Origin of the sequence: Streptomyces sp. NBC_01261 (assembly GCF_036226385.1) — a bacterium.
In the GTDB taxonomy this organism is placed as follows: Bacteria; Actinomycetota; Actinomycetes; order Streptomycetales; family Streptomycetaceae; genus Streptomyces.
Genome location: NZ_CP108463.1, coordinates 7834487 through 7850779 on the forward strand (window position 1 = coordinate 7834487; position 16293 = coordinate 7850779).

Below are 16293 nucleotides of genomic sequence, written 5' to 3' on the forward strand. Positions count from 1 at the left end.
GGGCGCCCCCTTTGCCGCGCCGGGTGGGTGACGGTCGGCCGGTCGCGGCCCGGGGTGCGGTCGTCGGGGTGCGCGGCCGGTGACACTGTCGCCGTTCCCGACGGAGGTGGTGGGCAGGATGCCGGAAGGCGACAAGTCGACGATCGTGGCCCGGGCGCCGGGGGTCGCGGAGATCGCGGCCCGGCACACGGACGAGGCGGAGACCGCGCGGCGGCTCTCGCCACAGGTGGTCCGGGCGGTGCTGGACGCCGGTTTCGCGCGGCACTTCGTACCGGTGGCCCATGGCGGCGAGGCCGGTGGTTTCTCCGAACTGACCGCCGCGGTCGGCCTGGTGGGCGAGGGCTGCACCTCAGCCGCCTGGGCCGCCTCGCTGGCCGCGTATGCCGGGCGGTACGCGGCGTTCCTCCCCGCGGAGGGCCAGGCGGAGATCTGGGCGGACGGCCCGGACGCCCTGCTGGCCGGCGCGCTGATGCCGTCCGGCAAGGCGGAGCCCGTGGCCGGCGGCTGGCGGCTGAGCGGTGAGTGGAAGTACATCAGCGGGGTGCACTTCGCCGACTGGGCGCTGGCCTGTGCGGTGGTACCCGCCGAGGGCCCGGTGGACCCCGAAGCGCGGCCCGAGGTGCGGTTCTTCGCCGTGCCGCGGGCGGACTTCTCGATCGAGGACAGCTGGTTCACCGTGGGGATGCGCGGGACCGGCAGCGACACCCTGGTCCTCTCCGACGCATTCGTGCCCGAACACCGCACCCTGGCCCGCTCGTTGGTCCACGCGGGCCAGGCCCCCGACTCGGACGCCCGCTGCCACATCGTCCCGATGCACGCCGTGAACGCCCTGCCGTTCGCCGCCCCGCTGATCGGCGCGGCCCGGGGCGCGTTGCGGGCCTGGATCGCGCGGACCGGTTCGCGCGTCGACCGTCGCGGGCAGTCCGTGGGCGAGAAGCCCTCGACCCAGGTCGCGCTGGCCCGCTCGGCCGCCGAGGTCGACGCCGCCGAACTCCTGATCCTGCGTACGGCGGCGGTCGCGGACGGCACGCAGGACTGCCCACCGGGCGGTGAGGCCGCGGTCCGGGGCGCCCGGGACCTCGCGCTCGCGGTGGAACTCCTGGTCTCGGCGGTCGACCGCGTCTTCCGCGCCGGCGGCACGTCCGGCCAGTCCTCGTCCGACCCGGTCCAGCGCTTCTGGCGCGACGTGAACTGCGCCGCGTCGCACGTCGCCCTGTCCTTCGAGACGACCGGCGCGGCTTACGGGGCGTGGGCGTTGTCGGGGGACGAGCGGGGGGTGGGCGCGGTGCGCTGATCCGACTCCGGCGCGACTCCGGCGCGACTCCGGCGCGGCCCTGGTTCGGCCCTGGTTCGGCTCTGGTTCGGGCTTGGCTCCGGCCTTGGGCTGGCTCCGGCGTCGGCAGGGCGCTGGCCTGGGCGTGGCTCTGATCCCGGGCTGGCTCTGCCCACGGGCTGGTTCCGGCGTTGGCCCAGTTCCGGCGTCGGGCTGGCTCTGCCCTCGGGTCGGCTCCCGCGTCGGGTTGGCTCCGCCCTCGGGTCGGCTCCGGCGTCGGCAGGGCGCTGGCCTGGGCGTGGCTCTGATCCCGGGCTGGTTCCGGCGTGGGCAGGGCGCTGGCCTGGGCGTGGCTCTGATCCCGGGCTGGCTCTGCCCCCGGGCTGGCTCCGGCGTTGGCCCGGTTCCGGCGTCGGGCTGGCTCTGCCCTCGGGTCGGCTCCCGCGTCGGGTTGGCTCCGCCCTCGGGTCGGCTCCGGCGTCGGCAGGGCGCTGGCCTGGGCGTGGCTCCGATCCCGGGCCGCCGCTGCCCCCGGGCTGGCTCGGTTCCCGGCAGAGCGCTGGCTCCGGCTCCGGCCCCGATCCTGGCCCTGATCCCGGCCCCGGCCCTGATCCCGGCCCCGGCCCTGATCCCGGCCCCGACCGCCGGTGCCCCGATCCGATCCCCGCCCCGCCCCGCCCCGGTTGCCGGTCCACGACCCTGACCGCATAGTCGATCTGGACCCGGTTGGCGGTCCCGATCACTGTCGGTGAGCCGCTTCCGAGGCTGGCCCGAGGCTGCTGAACCCGCGGTGGTCTCCGTGAGGCCCGACAGGTGGTGCACCGTCATGCCGGAGCGTCAGGAAGTACTCGGAGAAGCACGCGTGGGTGTGGCGCCGGAGGAGTTCCGGGCCGCGATGGCTCGTTTTCCCTCGGGTGTCGTGGTCGTCACCACCTGTTGTGAGGACGGGACCCCTCGCGGCTTCACCGCCAGTTCGTTCTGCTCGGTCTCGCTGGAGCCGCCGATGGTTCTGGTCTGTCTGGCGAACTCCGCCGACTCGGCGGCGTCGTTCGGGCACTGCGACCGGTTCGCGGTGAGCGTGCTCGCCCCGGACCACCGCCCGCTCGCGGTGCGTTTCGCGACCAAGGGCAGTGACAAGTTCGCCTCCGGCGGGCTGCGCACCAGCCCCGACGGCCTGCCCACGGTCGACCGCGCCCTCTCCGAACTGGACTGCACCGCCCACGCACGTCACCCGGCCGGGGACCATACGGTCCTGATCGGCCGGGTGACGGGAGTGCGACTGGGGGAGGGGTCCCCGATGGTGTACTACGACCGGGGGTTCAGGACCTTGGCCTGACGGGGCCGCGCGGGGCTCAGCCGAGGGCCAGCTTCGCGAACCAGGTGGTGTTCGCGCTGATGACCTTCGTGGCGGTGCCGATCGCTGCGCTGCCGCCCGTGTACACGTCGACGCTGCCGTCGCTGTTGAGGGCCCAGATGTCGGGTATGTCGTCGCCGGTGACGTCGGGGGTGCCGTAGAAGTGGAGCGTCGGTTTCGCGGTCTCGGTCCAGCCGGTGGCGTATGTCGTGTCGACGCCGGTGAGGGAACCCGCCGCGGTCGAGAGCGACGCGAAGGTCGAGCCGCCGCCGCTGTCCGCGATGCCGTAGCGGACGTACAGGTTCCCGGACGAGCCCGAGCGCCGGAGCAGGTCGGGTTCGCCGTCGGCGTTGTGGTCGCCGATGCTCACGAGGTCGCGTACGGCCCACGCCGTGGCGGAGATCTGCGTGGCGGCGGAGAAGGTGGCCCCTGTGTATCCGCTGAACGCCCACAGGGCGCCGCCGCTGGTGGTGGCGAACAGGTCGGGGCGGCTGTCCAGGTTGTAGTCGCCGAGGATCACCTGGGTGAAGCCGGCGGGGTCGGGGGATCCGGAGGGCAGCCGGACCGACATGCGCCCCGAGACGTCTACGCTGCCGTAACCGTCGCCCCGGGCCAGGGTCTGTAGGAGTCGGATGAGTGTGCGGAGCGAGGCCGGCCGTCGGCTTTCGTGGCGGGGGCGTCAAATTCGCCCGGAGTCCTTCGCAGCCGCTCACCTCCAGGTGACGTCAGATGTGTCGGCGGTTATGTGAATGCGACCTTTTGATGGTTGCGCGACTCCTGCCGGAGATATTCCAGATCGGCTGATTTAACCTTATTTAATTGATTGGATGGCATTTTATGGCCGCGAAGATATTGGCCAGGGTTGTTGAACGGTCGCGGGGTTTGTTGGAACCCGGTGAGCGTGTGGAGCGGGTTCTGCTCGCTCAGGGCGGGATCAATCCCTGGGCGCAGGGCGGGTTTCCTCTGGTGGGGCTGATCGGAGTCCGGGCCGTGGCCATCGCCGCAGGGGCGTCGAGTGTGGTCGGGGCGCTCGGGGGTGTACTCGGCGCACTGGCCGGGGCCGTGATCGCCGCTGCGCTGACGACGCGGCGGGTGCTGATTGCGACCGACCGGGGTGTCGTGGTGCTGGAGTATGGGCGGTTCGGCGGAGCGAAGCCGACCAAGGTCGTCGCACGGCTGCCGCAGGGCACGGCGATCGGCAGCCTGTCCGGTACCTGGGCGCAGACCGAGTTGGCCGGGGAGCGGTTGTGGGTGCACAAGAAGTGGCACGGGGACGCGGCTGTGCCTGTGGGGCGGCTCGGTTAGAGGATGGCCCGCCGACAAGCAGGCGGGATCGAGTGGGCCGGGCGTCCGTCTGAGGGTGCCCGGCCCACTGCGTGTGTATGGGACGTGCTGTGGACTGCCAAGCCGGAGAGGATGGCTAGCGGTGTACGTGGGCTCAGCGGGCCTTGCCGCCGCCGCCCTTGGGGAGCTTCATGCCCTTCGGCATCGGGCCCTTGGGGAGTGGCATGTTGCTCATCAGGTCGCCCATCGCGCGCAGGCGGTCGTTCGTCGCCGTGACCTGCGGGCCGGTCAGGACGCGCGGGAGCTTCAGCATCGTCGTGCGGACCTTCTTCAGCGGGATCTGGCCCTCGCCCGTGCCGACCATCACGTCGTGCACCGGGACGTCCGCGACGATGCGGTTCATCTTCTTCTTCTCGGCGGCCAGGAGGGACTTCACCCGGTTCGGGTTGCCCTCGGCGACCAGGACGATGCCGGCCTTGCCGACCGCGCGGTGCACCACGTCCTGGCTGCGGTTCATCGCCACCGCCGGAGTCGTCGTCCAGCCCCGGCCGATGTTGTCCAGTACCGCCGCGGCAGCGCCCGGCTGGCCCTCCATCTGCCCGAAGGCCGCCCGCTCGGCGCGTCGTCCGAAGACGATCGCCGCCGCGAGGAAGGCGAGCAGCAGGCCGAGAATGCCCAGATAGATGGGGTGACCGAGCAAGAAGCCGATCGCGAGGAAGACACCGAAGGTGGCAATTCCGACAGCCGCGAGTACAAGACCGATCGTCTTGTCGGCCTTGCGCGTCATCTTGTACGTCAGAGCGATCTGCTTGAGTCGCCCGGGGTTCGCAGCGTTTTCCGCTGTCGTGTCCTTCCTCGCCATGCGGGGAAGTCTACGTGCCCGCGGGAGCGCCGACGACGGCGGTGCCCGCAGGGTGGAGATTCGGAGTGTGGGGCTTCGGAGCGTGGGGCTTCAGGAGTGCGCGGTGAGGGACTGCTCCAGGACGAGCTGTGCCTCGACCCGGTCCTTGGCGCGGCGGCGGTCCTCCAGGACGGAGGTCCACGCGTTGCGGCGGGCGGTGCGCTGGCCGCTGCTCAGCAGCAGCGACTCGACCGCGCGCAGGGCGTCGGTGACGGACGGGATGGCGGTGGCACGGACGGGCGCGGCCTGCATCGTGGAGGTCCCCCCTCGGAACGGCTCTGGGTATGGGTCTACGTGCTGTAAACCCAGTGTCACTGTTCGGTGTTACCAGGGCGTGACCGACCGGTCAAACGCCAATGAAGCCTTGATGCGTGGGGCCCAAACGCTGACGCGGCCCTGATGGACGTCCTCAACTGGGAGGACGGTCAGGACCGCGTCCCAGCGCGGTGCTACCCATGAGTAGCCACTTGTGCGCGAATTCACACAGCCGTAGCCGGACCGGGGCCGGGCGGGGTCACACCGCCTGCGAGGCCACGTACGCGCCGCGCTTCTCGATCGCCATCTGGTACAGCCGCCCGGCGCGGTACGACGAGCGCACCAGCGGGCCGGACATGACGCCGGAGAAGCCGATCTGGTCGGCCTCCTCCTTCAGCTCGACGAACTCGTGCGGCTTCACCCAGCGCTCCACGGGGTGGTGCCGTACGGAAGGCCGCAGGTACTGCGTGATGGTGACCAACTCGCAGCCTGCCTCGTGCAGTTGACGCAGCGCCTCGCTGACCTCCTCGCGGGTCTCGCCCATGCCGAGGATCAGGTTCGACTTCGTGACCAGGCCGTAGTCGCGGGCCTCGGTGATGACCTTGAGCGAGCGGTCGTAGCGGAAGCCGGGGCGGATGCGCTTGAAGATGCGGGGGACCGTCTCGACGTTGTGCGCGAAGACCTCGGGGCGCGAGGAGAAGACCTCGGCGAGCTGCTCGGGGACCGCGTTGAAGTCGGGGGCGAGGAGTTCGACCTTGGTGCGGCCGGCCTCGCGGGACTCCGTCTGCTGGTGGATCTGGCGGACCGTCTCGGCGTACAGCCAGGCGCCGCCGTCCTCCAGGTCGTCGCGGGCGACGCCGGTGATTGTGGCGTAGTTAAGGTCCATGGTGACGACGGACTCGCCGACCCGGCGCGGTTCGTCGCGGTCCAGGGCCTCGGGCTTGCCCGTGTCGATCTGGCAGAAGTCGCAGCGCCGCGTGCACTGGTCGCCGCCGATGAGGAAGGTCGCCTCGCGGTCCTCCCAGCATTCGTAGATGTTGGGGCAGCCGGCTTCCTGGCAGACCGTGTGCAGACCCTCGCTCTTCACGAGCGCCTGCATCTTCGTGTACTCGGGACCCATTTTCGCCCGGGTCTTGATCCACTCGGGCTTGCGCTCGATGGGGGTCTGGGCGTTCCGGACCTCCAGGCGCAGCATCTTGCGTCCGTCGGGTGCGACTGCGGACACATCGGCTCCCTGTAGCTTCGATTCTTCGGCGTACACCAGGGTACGCCCGTGATTTCCGACCCCCGCCTTGAGGCCAACCTCAGAGCGCAAAGTCACATTCCCGGGTCAGGCGGTCGCCTTCTCGATCTCCCGGGGCTTCAGGTCCGCGTGCTCCAGTACGTCCTTCAGGTGCCGCTCGACCACCGGCAGCACCTCACCGATCGTCACGTCCCGGCCCAGCTCGGCGGCGAGCGAGGCGACCCCCGCGTCGCGGATCCCGCACGGGATGATCCGGTCGAACCAGCGGTTGTCCGGGTTCACGTTCAGGGCGAAGCCGTGCATCGTGACGCCCTTGGCGACGCGGATGCCGATCGCGGCGATCTTGCGGTCCTCGCGGCGCTGGCCGGCGTTCGACGGGGCGTACTCCGGGCCGTTCATCCGCGGGTCGAACTCCTCGTCCTGGAGGCGGGGGTCGAAGTCGAGGGACAGCCCGCCGATCGACGGACGTTGATCGACCGGGTCACCCAGGACCCACACGCCACTACGCCCCTCGACCCGGCTGGTCTCCACGCCGAACTCCGCGCACACCCGGATCAGCGCCTCCTCCAGGCGTCGTACGTGCGCGACGACGTCCACCGGGCGGGGCAGCTGCTGGATCGGGTAGCCGACCAGCTGGCCGGGGCCGTGCCAGGTGATCTTGCCGCCGCGGTCGACGTCGATGACCGGGGTGCCGTCCAGCGGGCGCTCGTTGTCCTGCGTCCGGCGGCCCGCCGTGTAGACCGGCGGGTGCTCCAGGAGCAGCACGGTGTCGGGGACCTCGTCCGCGAAGCGGGCCGCGTGCACCCGGCGCTGCTCGTCCCACGCCTCCTGGTACTCGACGGCCTCCGCGCCGAAGCCCATCCGGACGAACCGCAACTCACCCACGGCAAGCGCCTCCTCAGCAGCACCTATGAGTCGTAAGGCACGAAACATGCCTACGCCACTGTACGACCGACCGCTGACAGCCCGCCGGGCGGTCGGGACCGTCAGCCCTACGACCAATCCTCACACGATCGGATGAATGCACGTCGGAATGTGCGACGGGATGCTTACGCTCCGCTACATTCGCGCCGTTCACGAGGCCAAAAGGGCTGCTCACAGGCAATCCGGGCAGGCAGTGGCCGCATCGGCCTCTGTTGAGGCCCGAAAGGCAGGAGACCGCACCGCAGATGACGGAACGACCCGCGCAGCGCACTCCCAACCGTCAGCTCGCCGCGCTCATCGCAGAAGCGGGGTTCTCCAACGCAGGTCTCGCCCGTCGCGTGGACCAGCTCGGTCTGGAGCACGGACTCGATCTCAGATACGACAAGACATCCGTCACCCGGTGGCTGCGCGGACAGCAGCCCAGAGGCACCACGCCCGCCCTCATCGCCGAGGTCTTCACCCGCCGGCTCGGGCGCCGGCTGACCGCCCAGGACCTCGGGCTCGACGCCTGTGCGCCGGTGTACGCCGGGCTCGAATTCGCCGCGACCCCCGAGGAGGCCGTCGACATCGTCAGCGGGCTGTGGCGCAAGGACTCCGGCAGCCACGCCGAGCTCCGCAAGATCGCCTTCACCCCGGCCGGGCTCGTGGTGCCCAGCCGGGACTGGCTCATCGGCCGCGCCGACGACCGCGTGGGCCGCGCCGAACCCGCCAACCGCGTGCCCCCGCAGGGCCGCCCCGCCGTACCCCGCCAGCGCGGCCAGGGCGAGCGCGGCCCCGGCCAGAAGGTCACCGGCGGCGACATCTCCGCCCTCCGCTCGGTCGGCGAACTCTTCCGCACCCTCGACAACGCCTACGGCGGCGGCCACGCCCGGCAGGCCCTCGTGCGCTACCTGGAGCACGAGACCGAGCCGATGCTCCGCGGCACCTACGGCGAGCAGACCGGCCGGCGCCTGTTCGCGGCGGCGGCCGACCTCACCCGGCTCGCGGGCTGGACGTCGTACGACATCGCCGCGCACGGGCTCGCGCAGCGGTACTTCGTGCAGGCGCTGCGGCTCTCGCAGGCCGCCGGGGACCGGGCCTACGGCTCGTACGTGCTCATGACCATGAGCCGGCAGGCCGTCTACCTCGGGCACGGGCGCGAGGCCGTACAACTCGCGCGGGTCGCCCAGCAGGGGGTCGGGACCAGCGCGCCGCCCGTCGTGCAGTCGTTGCTGCACTCCGTGGAGGCGCGGGCGCACGGGGTGCTGGGGGAGGTGCGGGCGTGCACGTCCGCGCTCGTGCGGGCCGAGCGCGCCCTTGAGACGGCGCGGGCGGGGGACGAAGTGCCGTACTGGGCGCGGTTCTTCGACGAGGCGCAGCTCGCCGACGAGTTCGGGCACGCGCATCGGGATCTTCAGCAGTTCCGGGCGGCTGCCCAACACGCAGAACGTTCCCTGCAGTTGCGGGCGCCTGCCTTTGCCCGAAGTCGGTTGTTCTGCCGGGTCGTTCTCGCCTCCGCCCGGCTCGGGCTCGGGGAGCTTGATCAGGCCTGTGCGTTGGGGGCGGAGGCGGCGGGGCAGGCCGTGGAGATGCGGTCGGTCCGCGCGGTCGAGTACGTGCGGGACTTCGAGCGGCGGCTTGAGCCGTACAAGGACGCGGCGCCGGTGCGGGGGTATCGCGACAAGGTCGCCGCGTTCGGGTGAGGCACGGGTGGCTGTGAGTGGGGACTGCGCGGCGCCGTCGTGGCCGGCCGCGCAGTTCCCCGCGCCCCTGAGGGAATTCAGGCGGCCTGGGTTGTTGGCAGAGGGTCGGCCATGTGCATCGAACCTGCCGCGCCCAGGTCCGTCAGGATCGCGGACGATGCCCGGTGGCCGGAGTGCAGGGCCCCCTGGACCGTGCTCGTGTCCCGGTGGTCGCCGCAGACGTACAGGCCGGCCAACAGGCGTACGGGGCGCCGTGGATCGTGCGGTGGGCGCATGACGGGGACCGCCGTGGGGGTGTGGTGGACGGCGAGGGTTTCCCAGCGGGTGGTCGAGGTGCCGTAGAGGCGGGACAGATGCATGCGTACGGCGGTCTCGACGTCCGGTGGGGGAGGGCCGAGGACCGTTGAGGAGACGAGGGCGCGGCCGGCCGGTGCGCGGCTCGGGTCGACCTCGCTGACGATCGCGGTGTGGGCGACCGGGCCGCCGCGGTCGGAGTCCAGGAGGAGGGCGGGTCCGGTCGTGGGCGGGTCGTCGGTCGTGTGGTGGACCACCGTCACCGGGTGGAAGTCCGGTACGCGCAGGCCGGGCAGGAGTTCTGCCGCCGCGCGCGCGTCCGTCGCGACCAGGACCGCCCGGCAGCGGATCTCGCCGTGCTCGGCGGTGGTCACCGATGTCGTCGATACGGCCGTCACGCGCACGCCGGTGTGCACGGTGCCCGGCGGCAGCGCGGCGGCGAGCACCTCGGGCAGCATCTCCGCGCCCCCCTCCGGCAGACACAGCCGCCCGCCCGCGAAGGCCCGCAGCGCGAGGTCCGCGCACCGGCTGGAGGTCGTCAACTCCGGGTCGCACAGCAGCGCGGCGAGCAGCGGGCGCAGGAACCCGCCGATGGTCCGCGCGGGCACCCCGCGCGCCGCGAGCGCCTGCCCGGCGGCCAACTCGGGCCGGGACAGCAGGCGTTCGACGGGCGTGCCCGCGAGGCGCGTCAGTGCGGTGCCGAGCCGTGCCTGGTCGACGGGGCCGCCGAGGGGGGCGGTGGAGCGGGGCCTGGGCACGGTCGAGGAACCCGGGATGACCGCGGACCGGTCCTTGAACGCGGGGCCACCCCAGGAGGAGTCCGCCCGGTTCCGGGGCGTCAGCGCGCTCCAGGAGGGACCTGTTCGGCCCTTGGACGCGAGACCGCCCCAGGTCGAGCCTGCTCGGTCCCTGAGCGCCGGACCACCCCAGGAAGAACCCGCCCGGCCCCTGAGCGCGCCCCGGGTCGCGGCCTGGTCCGGTCCGGCCCCGTCCCCGTAGGCACCTTCCGTGCGGTCCCCAAGTGTCGCCCTGCCCCCTGGTGCCGCCGCGGCCCATGAGACGCCCCCACGCCCTCGCGTCATCGGCCCGCCCCACAGTGGACCCTTCCGTACCGTCCCCGACCTGGGGGCGCTCGCCAGGGCGCGTACGGCGTGGAATGCGCCCCGTGCGCTCCCTCCGGGCGCCGGGGTGCCCGCGTGGTGGTGGCGGCCGTCGCTGTGGAGGAGGACCCCCGGTGCGAAGGGGCGCAGCACCAGGGCGTCGAGGCCCGGGGTGAGGCGTAGTTCGGGGTACGAGGTGGACAGGAACTGTCCGATCCGGTCGAGCCGGAACCCGTCGACCTTCTCGGTCGACATACGGCCCCCCACGTAAGGGGCGGCCTCCAGGACTGCGGTCGTTACTCCTGCGCTGATCAGCCGATGCGCCGCGGCGAGTCCGGCGACCCCGGCTCCCACGACGACGACGTCCGCCTGGTACGCGGGCTCAAGCACGTGCCCCTCCTAGAGGTTGCGCGGCCGGTGGAGTCGTCATGCCCCCAACAGCCTCCAGGGATACCCGAGTTCGGGTCGAGGTTAGGGCCGTGATCGGTCAAGGGCAGTCGCGCATACGCAGGGCACGGTCGCACGGCGGTCGCATACGGTCGCCGAGCGTCATCATCGGGCATCATCGGACGCCCCGAGGTCTCAGGCGTTCACAGCGCCGCCCGGATCGCCCCCTCGATCTCCGGGAACGCGAACGTGAACCCCGACTCCAACAGCCGCTTCGGCAGCACCCGTTGACTCCCCAGCACATCCCCCGACATCTCGCCGAGGACCAGCTTCAGCGCGGGCGCCGGCACCGTGAAGAGGGACGGGCGGCGCAGCACGCGCCCCATGGCCGCGGAGATCTCACGGTTCGTCAGCGGGTTCGGCGCGGTGAGGTTGAAGGGGCCGGACAGCCCGTCCGTGTCGATGAGGTGCCGGATCGCCGCCACCTCGTCGTGCAGCGCGACGAACGACCAGTACTGCCGCCCGTTCCCGAACCGCCCGCCCAGGCCCGCCTTGTAGAGAGGGAACAGCTTGGCCCACGCCCCGCCCTCACGCGCCACGACCAGCCCGGTCCGCGCGAACACCGTCCGCACGCCCGCCTCCCGCACGGGTGCGGTGGCCTCCTCCCACTCCACGCACAGCGACGGCAAAAAGCCGTCCCCAGGAGGCGCCGATTCATCCACGGCACGGTCGCCGGTCTCTCCGTAGAAGCCGATCGCGCTGCCGTTCACCCACACCCGCGGCGGCTGGTCCAGCGCGGCGACGGCCTCCGCGAGGGCCGCCGTGCCGAGGACGCGGCTGTCGCGGACGGTCTTCTTGTAGTCGTCCGTCCAGCGGTGGTCGCCGACCCCCGCACCGGCCAGGTTGACCACGGCGTCGCACCCGTCGAGTCCGGCCGCGTCCACGTACTGTCCCTCGGGGTCCCAGCACACCTCGTCCGCGCTCCGGGCGCGGTGCCGTACCAGGCGCACCACCTCGTGCCCGTCGGCGGTCAGGGACCGGACCAGTGCGCTGCCGATGAGACCGGAGGCGCCGGTCACCGCGATTCGCGAGCGTTCCATGGCGCCCATCCTGCCCCGTTGATCCATAAAACCCCCATGAGGACCACGCCGACCCCGCCGTACCCTGGCCCACATGTCCGAGCCGAACATACGCACAGCCCTGCCCGACGACGACGAGGAACTCGGCGCACTGGACCGCGTCACCTGGTCCCACCTGCACGCGGTCATGCCCCGCCCGCAGCCGCCGTACACCCCCTTCTTCGACGCCCGGCACGCGCCCGACGACCATCTGGTCGCCGAGCTGGACCGCCGGATCGTCGGGTACATCCGGCTGGCCTTTCCCACCGAGCTGGCCTGCAACGCGCACGTCCGGCAGATACAGGGGCTCGCCGTCGCCGACGAGGCGCGCGGGCACGGGGTCGGCCGGGCGCTGATCCGGGCCGCCGTCGAGGAGGCGCGGCGCAGGGGCGCACGCCGGCTCACGTTGCGCGTGCTCGGACACAACACCCCGGCCCGGAAGCTCTACGAGGCCGAGGGTTTCGCCGTCGAGGGCGTACTGCCCGAGGAGTTCCTGCTCGACGGGAAGTACGTCGACGACGTCCTCATGGGCCGCGCCCTCTGACGTAGGGCGTGATCTACGACGTGACCAGGTCGCCCGTGTCCACCTGGGCGGTGGCGGTCGCCGCCCGTTGTGCGTCCCCGGAGACCTCGTCGGCCGTCAGCACGTACCCCGTCTCGTTGTCCGAGGTGGAGCGGGCGAAGACCACGCCGTAGACCTTGCCGCCGGTCGTCAGGAGGGGGCCGCCGGAGTTGCCGGGGCGGACCGTGGAGCGGATCGAGTAGATCTCGCGGGTGACCGTCCCGTTGCTGTAGATGTTCTGGCCGGTCGCGTTCACCCGGTTGGCGACGGTCGCGGCCTGGAGGTTCAGGTCGCCGTCCTGGGGATAGCCGGCGACGACGGCGGAGTCGCCGCGCGCGGCGCTGGTGTCGAAGCGCAGCACGGGCGCGGACAGCCCCGGCACGTACAGGACGGCGACGTCCTTCTGCGGGTCGAAGAGGACCACCCGTGCCTCGTACGACCGCCCGACCCCGCCGATGCGGACGGTCGGGTCGTCGATGCCGGCCACCACGTGCGCGTTGGTCATCACGTGCTGCGCCGCGTACACGAAGCCGCTGCCCTCGCGGCCCTGGGTGCCCGAGGAGCCCTCGATCTTGACCGTGCTCAGCTTGGCGGCGTTCGTCGCGGCGGTGGTGACGCTGTCGCCGGTGGGCTTGGCGACCTCGGCCGTCGACTCGTTCTCGAACGGGTTGAAGACCTGGGGGAAGCCCGCCTCGGTGAGCGCGGAGGTGGCCCGCGAGAACCAGGTCGGGGTCGTGTCCGGCATCAGCTTCTGCACGCTGCCCAGCAGCTTCGAGTCCTGGATCGCCGTCGTGACCGTCGCGGACGAGGACGCGCCCAGCACGCTCGCGGCCACCCACGCGACGATCATCACCGCCACCGAGTTCGCCGCGGCCCCGCCGATCCCGTCGGCCACCCGCAGCGGCCCCTGGTCCAGTTCCTTGCGCAGCTTCAGCGCGAGCCGCCCCGCCAGTTCGTGCCCGACCACCGCCGGGGTCAGCACGGTGAGCACGGCGGTCACCGTCGCCGTCGTCGTCCCCGGAGTCACCAGGTCCATCACCCACGGCAGCACCCACACGCCGATGACCGCACCGCCCACGAACCCGGCGAGCGACACACATCCGGCGACGAGGCCGCGCCGGTAGCCGGACGCCGCGTAGGCGAGGATCACCAGCAACAACAGCAGGTCGAGCAGGTCCACGGAGCCGCCTTTCTCTCGGAACCCTTAGTACGCGAGGAACGGGCCCACTGATCAGTCACGCGCGCGTGGCCCCAGGGAACCGATCACGCGTGCGTGTACCCCCAGAAACGTGCCGGACCAGGACGATGGTTCCACCGGGTGGCACAGCACACATCGCGGGCTGAGTGTTTCCGGCCGAGAGTGTGATCATGCGTGTCCTGAGAAGAACGCCGGGTGCACGAAGACGACGGCCCCGGGTACGAATACCCCGCGCGGCGGTCGTTCTGCTGGCCTGCCTGCCCGGTCTCGCCGCCGTCCTGGTGCTGGCCCTGTGTGCGAACGGCATCGGCCACAAGGCGACGACAGCCGTACGCCGGCCGGTCGCGGCCCGCCCGGCAGCCCTCCGGCACGCCGCGCCCAAGCCGCGCATCGTGCCGCGCTCGGCCTGGCTGGACGCCCTCTCCCGGCACGCGCAGCCGCCGCCGCGCTACGACGACAAGGTCGTCGCCGTCTTCGTCCACCACACGGACTCGCCGAACGGGTACGACTGCGCGGACGCGCCCCGCATCATCCGCTACCTGTACGCCGGCCAGACCGGGGTCCGGGACTGGGACGACATCGGGTACAACTTCCTCGTCGACCACTGCGGGACGATCTACGAGGGGCGGGCGGGGGGTGTCGGCCGGGCCGTCACCGGGGCGCACACCCAGGGGTTCAACCACCGTACGGCGGGGATCGCGGCGATCGGGACGTTCACGGCGGGGATGGCGGTGCCGAAGGTGATGACCGATGCGATCGCGGCGCTGGCCGCGTGGAAGTTGGGGCTCGCGGATGTGGACCCGCGGGCGAAGGCGCGGCTCGTGTCCAGCAACAGCCTCAGCCGGTATGCCAGTGGTGCGACGGCGGTGCTGCCCGCGTTGGCGGGGCACAAGGACGGCTATATGACGAGCTGTCCCGGTGCTGCGCTCCTGGCCCGTCTCCCGGAGGTTCGGGAGGTGGCGGCGCGATTGCAAGGGCGTTGAAGGGCGAGTGTCGGGTGCGGGCCGGTGGGGGCTGGTCGCGCAGTTCCCCGCGCCCCTGAGGGTCCGGGCTGCGCCCCTGGACCCCGCTCGGTCGGGTCCCGGGCGCGCCCACGCGGCGGAGCTGCAAATCGGGACAGCCCCGGGCCTCTGAGGGTCGGGGCTGTGCCTCTGGGCCCTGCTTGGTCGGGTGCCGGGTGCGCCCACGCGGCGGAGCTGCAAATCGGGACAGCCCTGCGCCCCTGAGGGTCGGGGCTGTGCCCTTGGACCTCGCTTGGTCGGGTCTCGGGTGCGCCCACGCGGCGGAGCTGCAAATTGGGACAGCCCCGCGCCTCTGAGGGTCGGGGCTGTGCCCTTGGACCTCGCTTGGTCGGGTCTCGGGTGCGCCCACGCGGCGGAGCTGCAAATTGGGACAGCCCCGCGCCTCTGAGGGTCGGGGCTGCGCCCCTGGACCCCGCTCGGTCGGGTCCCGGGTGCGCCCACGTGGCGGAGCTGCAAATCGGGACAGCCCCGGGCCCCTTGAAGGCGGCTGCGCCGCCGTCCAAGGCTCAGGGGGCGCTTCTATCTGCGGGCCAGGTAGACGCTCAACGCCCGTTGTAGGACCTTGCCTTGGGTTCCTACCGGGCGTTCCCATTCGCCGAGGTACTCCACTGCTCGGCCGCCCGCGCCAGTTTTGAAGAGGAGGCGGCCGACGAGGCGGTCGTCGGCTGTCAGGGACGGGGTGATGGAGCGGAGGTCGTAGGTGTCCGCGCCGGAGTCCAGGGCCTCGCAGAGCATGCGCCACAACAGGAGGCTGCTGGGGCGGAGTTCGCGGCCGCGGCGGCCGGAGGCGGGGTAGGAGTGCCAGACGCGGGGGCCGGTGCTGATCATCAGGGCGGAGGACAGGACCTCGTCGTCGTACTCGGCGAGGTAGATCCGCAGGCGGTCGGACTCCTCGGCGTTCAACGCCTGCCACATGCGCCGGAAGTAGTCGAGGGGGCGGGGCTTGAAGCCGTCACGCTCAGCTGTAGCCCGGTACAGGCGGTGGAACGCGGGCAGGTCTTCGGCCGAGCCCCAGAAGACTCCGACGCCGCCGGCCTCGGCGGTTTGCAAGGACTGCAACCAGTGGGGGGAGAGGGCGGCGCGCAGTTCGTTCACCGACCGGCCGGTCAGGGGGATTTGGCAGCCGTAGCGCGGCTGGCCGAGGCCGAATCCGCTGCCGTCCTCCTCCTTGCACCGCCGCCATCCGAGGTGCCGGAGCCGTTCCGCCGCGTCCAGCGCGTAACCGTCGATGCCGTCCGTGGGCAGGTCGCGCAGATGCCGTACGGAGGGGTCGGCGACGCCCGCCGCGACGGTGGCCGCGTCCCAGTGGCGTACGACGAGCGGCGGGCCGATGCGGACGGAGAACGCGCCCTCCTTCTCCAGGTGTGCGATCAGGGGGTCCAGGTACCGTTCCGGACGCTGGCTGTGCCAGTCGATCGCCGGGCCGTCGGGGAGGTAGGCGAGACAGCGTCCGGTGCCGGGGAACGCCCGGTACAGCACGAGCGCTACGGCGACCAGCGCGTCCCCCTCGAACCAACCGACGCTCTCCGCCGTCCAGTCGGGCTTCACGTCGGCCCACTCGGGGATCTGGAGATGGCTCGCGTCCGGGTGCAGCCGGAGATGGGCGAGGTGTTCCTCGCGGGTGATCCCCTTCACGTACGGGCTGGTCATGGGCACGACGCTCCTGTTCGGCGGCGGCCACCGTAAGCCGGGGTTC

At 71.9% G+C, this 16293-nt stretch carries 15 protein-coding genes; 6 read left to right on the top strand and 9 right to left on the bottom strand.

The window, feature by feature from the left end; translation table 11 throughout:
* Nucleotides 1–118 precede the first annotated feature (118 nt).
* Entirely contained in the window at nt 119–1294 is a 1176-nt protein-coding gene (locus OG226_RS34925; protein WP_328683788.1) for an acyl-CoA dehydrogenase family protein, read from the top strand.
* Between the two features lie 805 nt (nt 1295–2099).
* On the top strand, nt 2100–2609 hold the full coding sequence (locus OG226_RS34930; protein WP_328683790.1) for a flavin reductase family protein: 510 nt from the start codon (nt 2100–2102) through the stop codon (nt 2607–2609).
* Nucleotides 2610–2625: 16 nt separating this feature from the next.
* Here OG226_RS34930 and OG226_RS34935 read toward each other — a convergent pair whose 3' ends face one another.
* Nucleotides 2626–3198 carry an FG-GAP repeat domain-containing protein gene (locus OG226_RS34935; protein WP_329351103.1) on the bottom strand — a complete coding sequence of 191 codons (573 nt, stop codon included), beginning with the start codon at nt 3196–3198 and terminating at the stop codon, nt 2626–2628.
* A 332-nt stretch (nt 3199–3530) separates the two neighbouring features.
* On the opposite strand from OG226_RS34935, the gene OG226_RS34940 reads away from it, so the two are divergent.
* Nucleotides 3531–3932 carry a hypothetical protein gene (locus tag OG226_RS34940; RefSeq protein ID WP_329351104.1) on the top strand — a complete coding sequence of 134 codons (402 nt, stop codon included), beginning with the start codon at nt 3531–3533 and terminating at the stop codon, nt 3930–3932.
* A gap of 133 nt (nt 3933–4065) precedes the next feature.
* Here OG226_RS34940 and OG226_RS34945 read toward each other — a convergent pair whose 3' ends face one another.
* The 4 genes from OG226_RS34945 to lipB all read right to left on the bottom strand — a co-directional run bounded on the left by OG226_RS34945 (nt 4066) and on the right by lipB (nt 7195).
* A complete protein-coding gene (locus OG226_RS34945) occupies nt 4066–4773 on the bottom strand; it encodes a DUF4191 domain-containing protein (protein ID WP_043682242.1) in 708 nt (235 codons plus the stop codon).
* A 90-nt stretch (nt 4774–4863) separates the two neighbouring features.
* Nucleotides 4864–5064 (bottom strand): SCO2195 family GlnR-regulated protein, encoded by a 201-nt coding sequence (locus OG226_RS34950; RefSeq protein WP_328683793.1) that lies wholly within the window; start codon nt 5062–5064, stop codon nt 4864–4866.
* Nucleotides 5065–5326: 262 nt separating this feature from the next.
* Nucleotides 5327–6292: a lipoyl synthase gene (gene lipA, locus OG226_RS34955; RefSeq protein ID WP_327404627.1), complete on the bottom strand. Its 966-nt coding sequence runs from the start codon at nt 6290–6292 to the stop codon at nt 5327–5329.
* A 105-nt stretch (nt 6293–6397) separates the two neighbouring features.
* Nucleotides 6398–7195 (bottom strand): lipoyl(octanoyl) transferase LipB, encoded by a 798-nt coding sequence (gene lipB, locus OG226_RS34960; RefSeq protein WP_328683794.1) that lies wholly within the window; start codon nt 7193–7195, stop codon nt 6398–6400.
* A 284-nt stretch (nt 7196–7479) separates the two neighbouring features.
* Between lipB and OG226_RS34965 the strand changes: the two genes are divergently transcribed.
* Entirely contained in the window at nt 7480–8916 is a 1437-nt protein-coding gene (locus tag OG226_RS34965) for a regulator (protein ID WP_328683795.1), read from the top strand.
* A gap of 77 nt (nt 8917–8993) precedes the next feature.
* Here the strand turns inward: OG226_RS34965 and OG226_RS34970 are convergent, their stop codons facing one another.
* Together OG226_RS34970 and OG226_RS34975 are read right to left on the bottom strand one after the other, a co-directional pair.
* The gene (locus OG226_RS34970) at nt 8994–10700 is read right to left on the bottom strand and encodes an FAD-dependent oxidoreductase (RefSeq protein WP_329351105.1); all 1707 of its coding nucleotides are present in this window, start codon (nt 10698–10700) and stop codon (nt 8994–8996) included.
* A gap of 200 nt (nt 10701–10900) precedes the next feature.
* A complete protein-coding gene (locus tag OG226_RS34975; protein WP_329351106.1) occupies nt 10901–11797 on the bottom strand; it encodes a TIGR01777 family oxidoreductase in 897 nt (298 codons plus the stop codon).
* 73 nt (nt 11798–11870) lie between these two features.
* On the opposite strand from OG226_RS34975, the gene OG226_RS34980 reads away from it, so the two are divergent.
* Nucleotides 11871–12359, top strand: a complete 489-nt coding sequence (locus OG226_RS34980; RefSeq protein ID WP_329351107.1) for a GNAT family N-acetyltransferase — start codon at nt 11871–11873, stop codon at nt 12357–12359.
* 13 nt (nt 12360–12372) lie between these two features.
* Here the strand turns inward: OG226_RS34980 and OG226_RS34985 are convergent, their stop codons facing one another.
* Nucleotides 12373–13557: a MarP family serine protease gene (locus OG226_RS34985; protein ID WP_328683799.1), complete on the bottom strand. Its 1185-nt coding sequence runs from the start codon at nt 13555–13557 to the stop codon at nt 12373–12375.
* Between the two features lie 188 nt (nt 13558–13745).
* Between OG226_RS34985 and OG226_RS34990 the strand changes: the two genes are divergently transcribed.
* Nucleotides 13746–14558 (top strand): peptidoglycan recognition protein family protein, encoded by an 813-nt coding sequence (locus tag OG226_RS34990; RefSeq protein WP_329351108.1) that lies wholly within the window; start codon nt 13746–13748, stop codon nt 14556–14558.
* 558 nt (nt 14559–15116) lie between these two features.
* On the opposite strand, the gene OG226_RS34995 is transcribed toward OG226_RS34990, so the two are convergent.
* On the bottom strand, nt 15117–16247 hold the full coding sequence (locus OG226_RS34995) for a lipid II:glycine glycyltransferase FemX (protein WP_329351109.1): 1131 nt from the start codon (nt 16245–16247) through the stop codon (nt 15117–15119).
* Nucleotides 16248–16293: the final 46 nt, after the last annotated feature.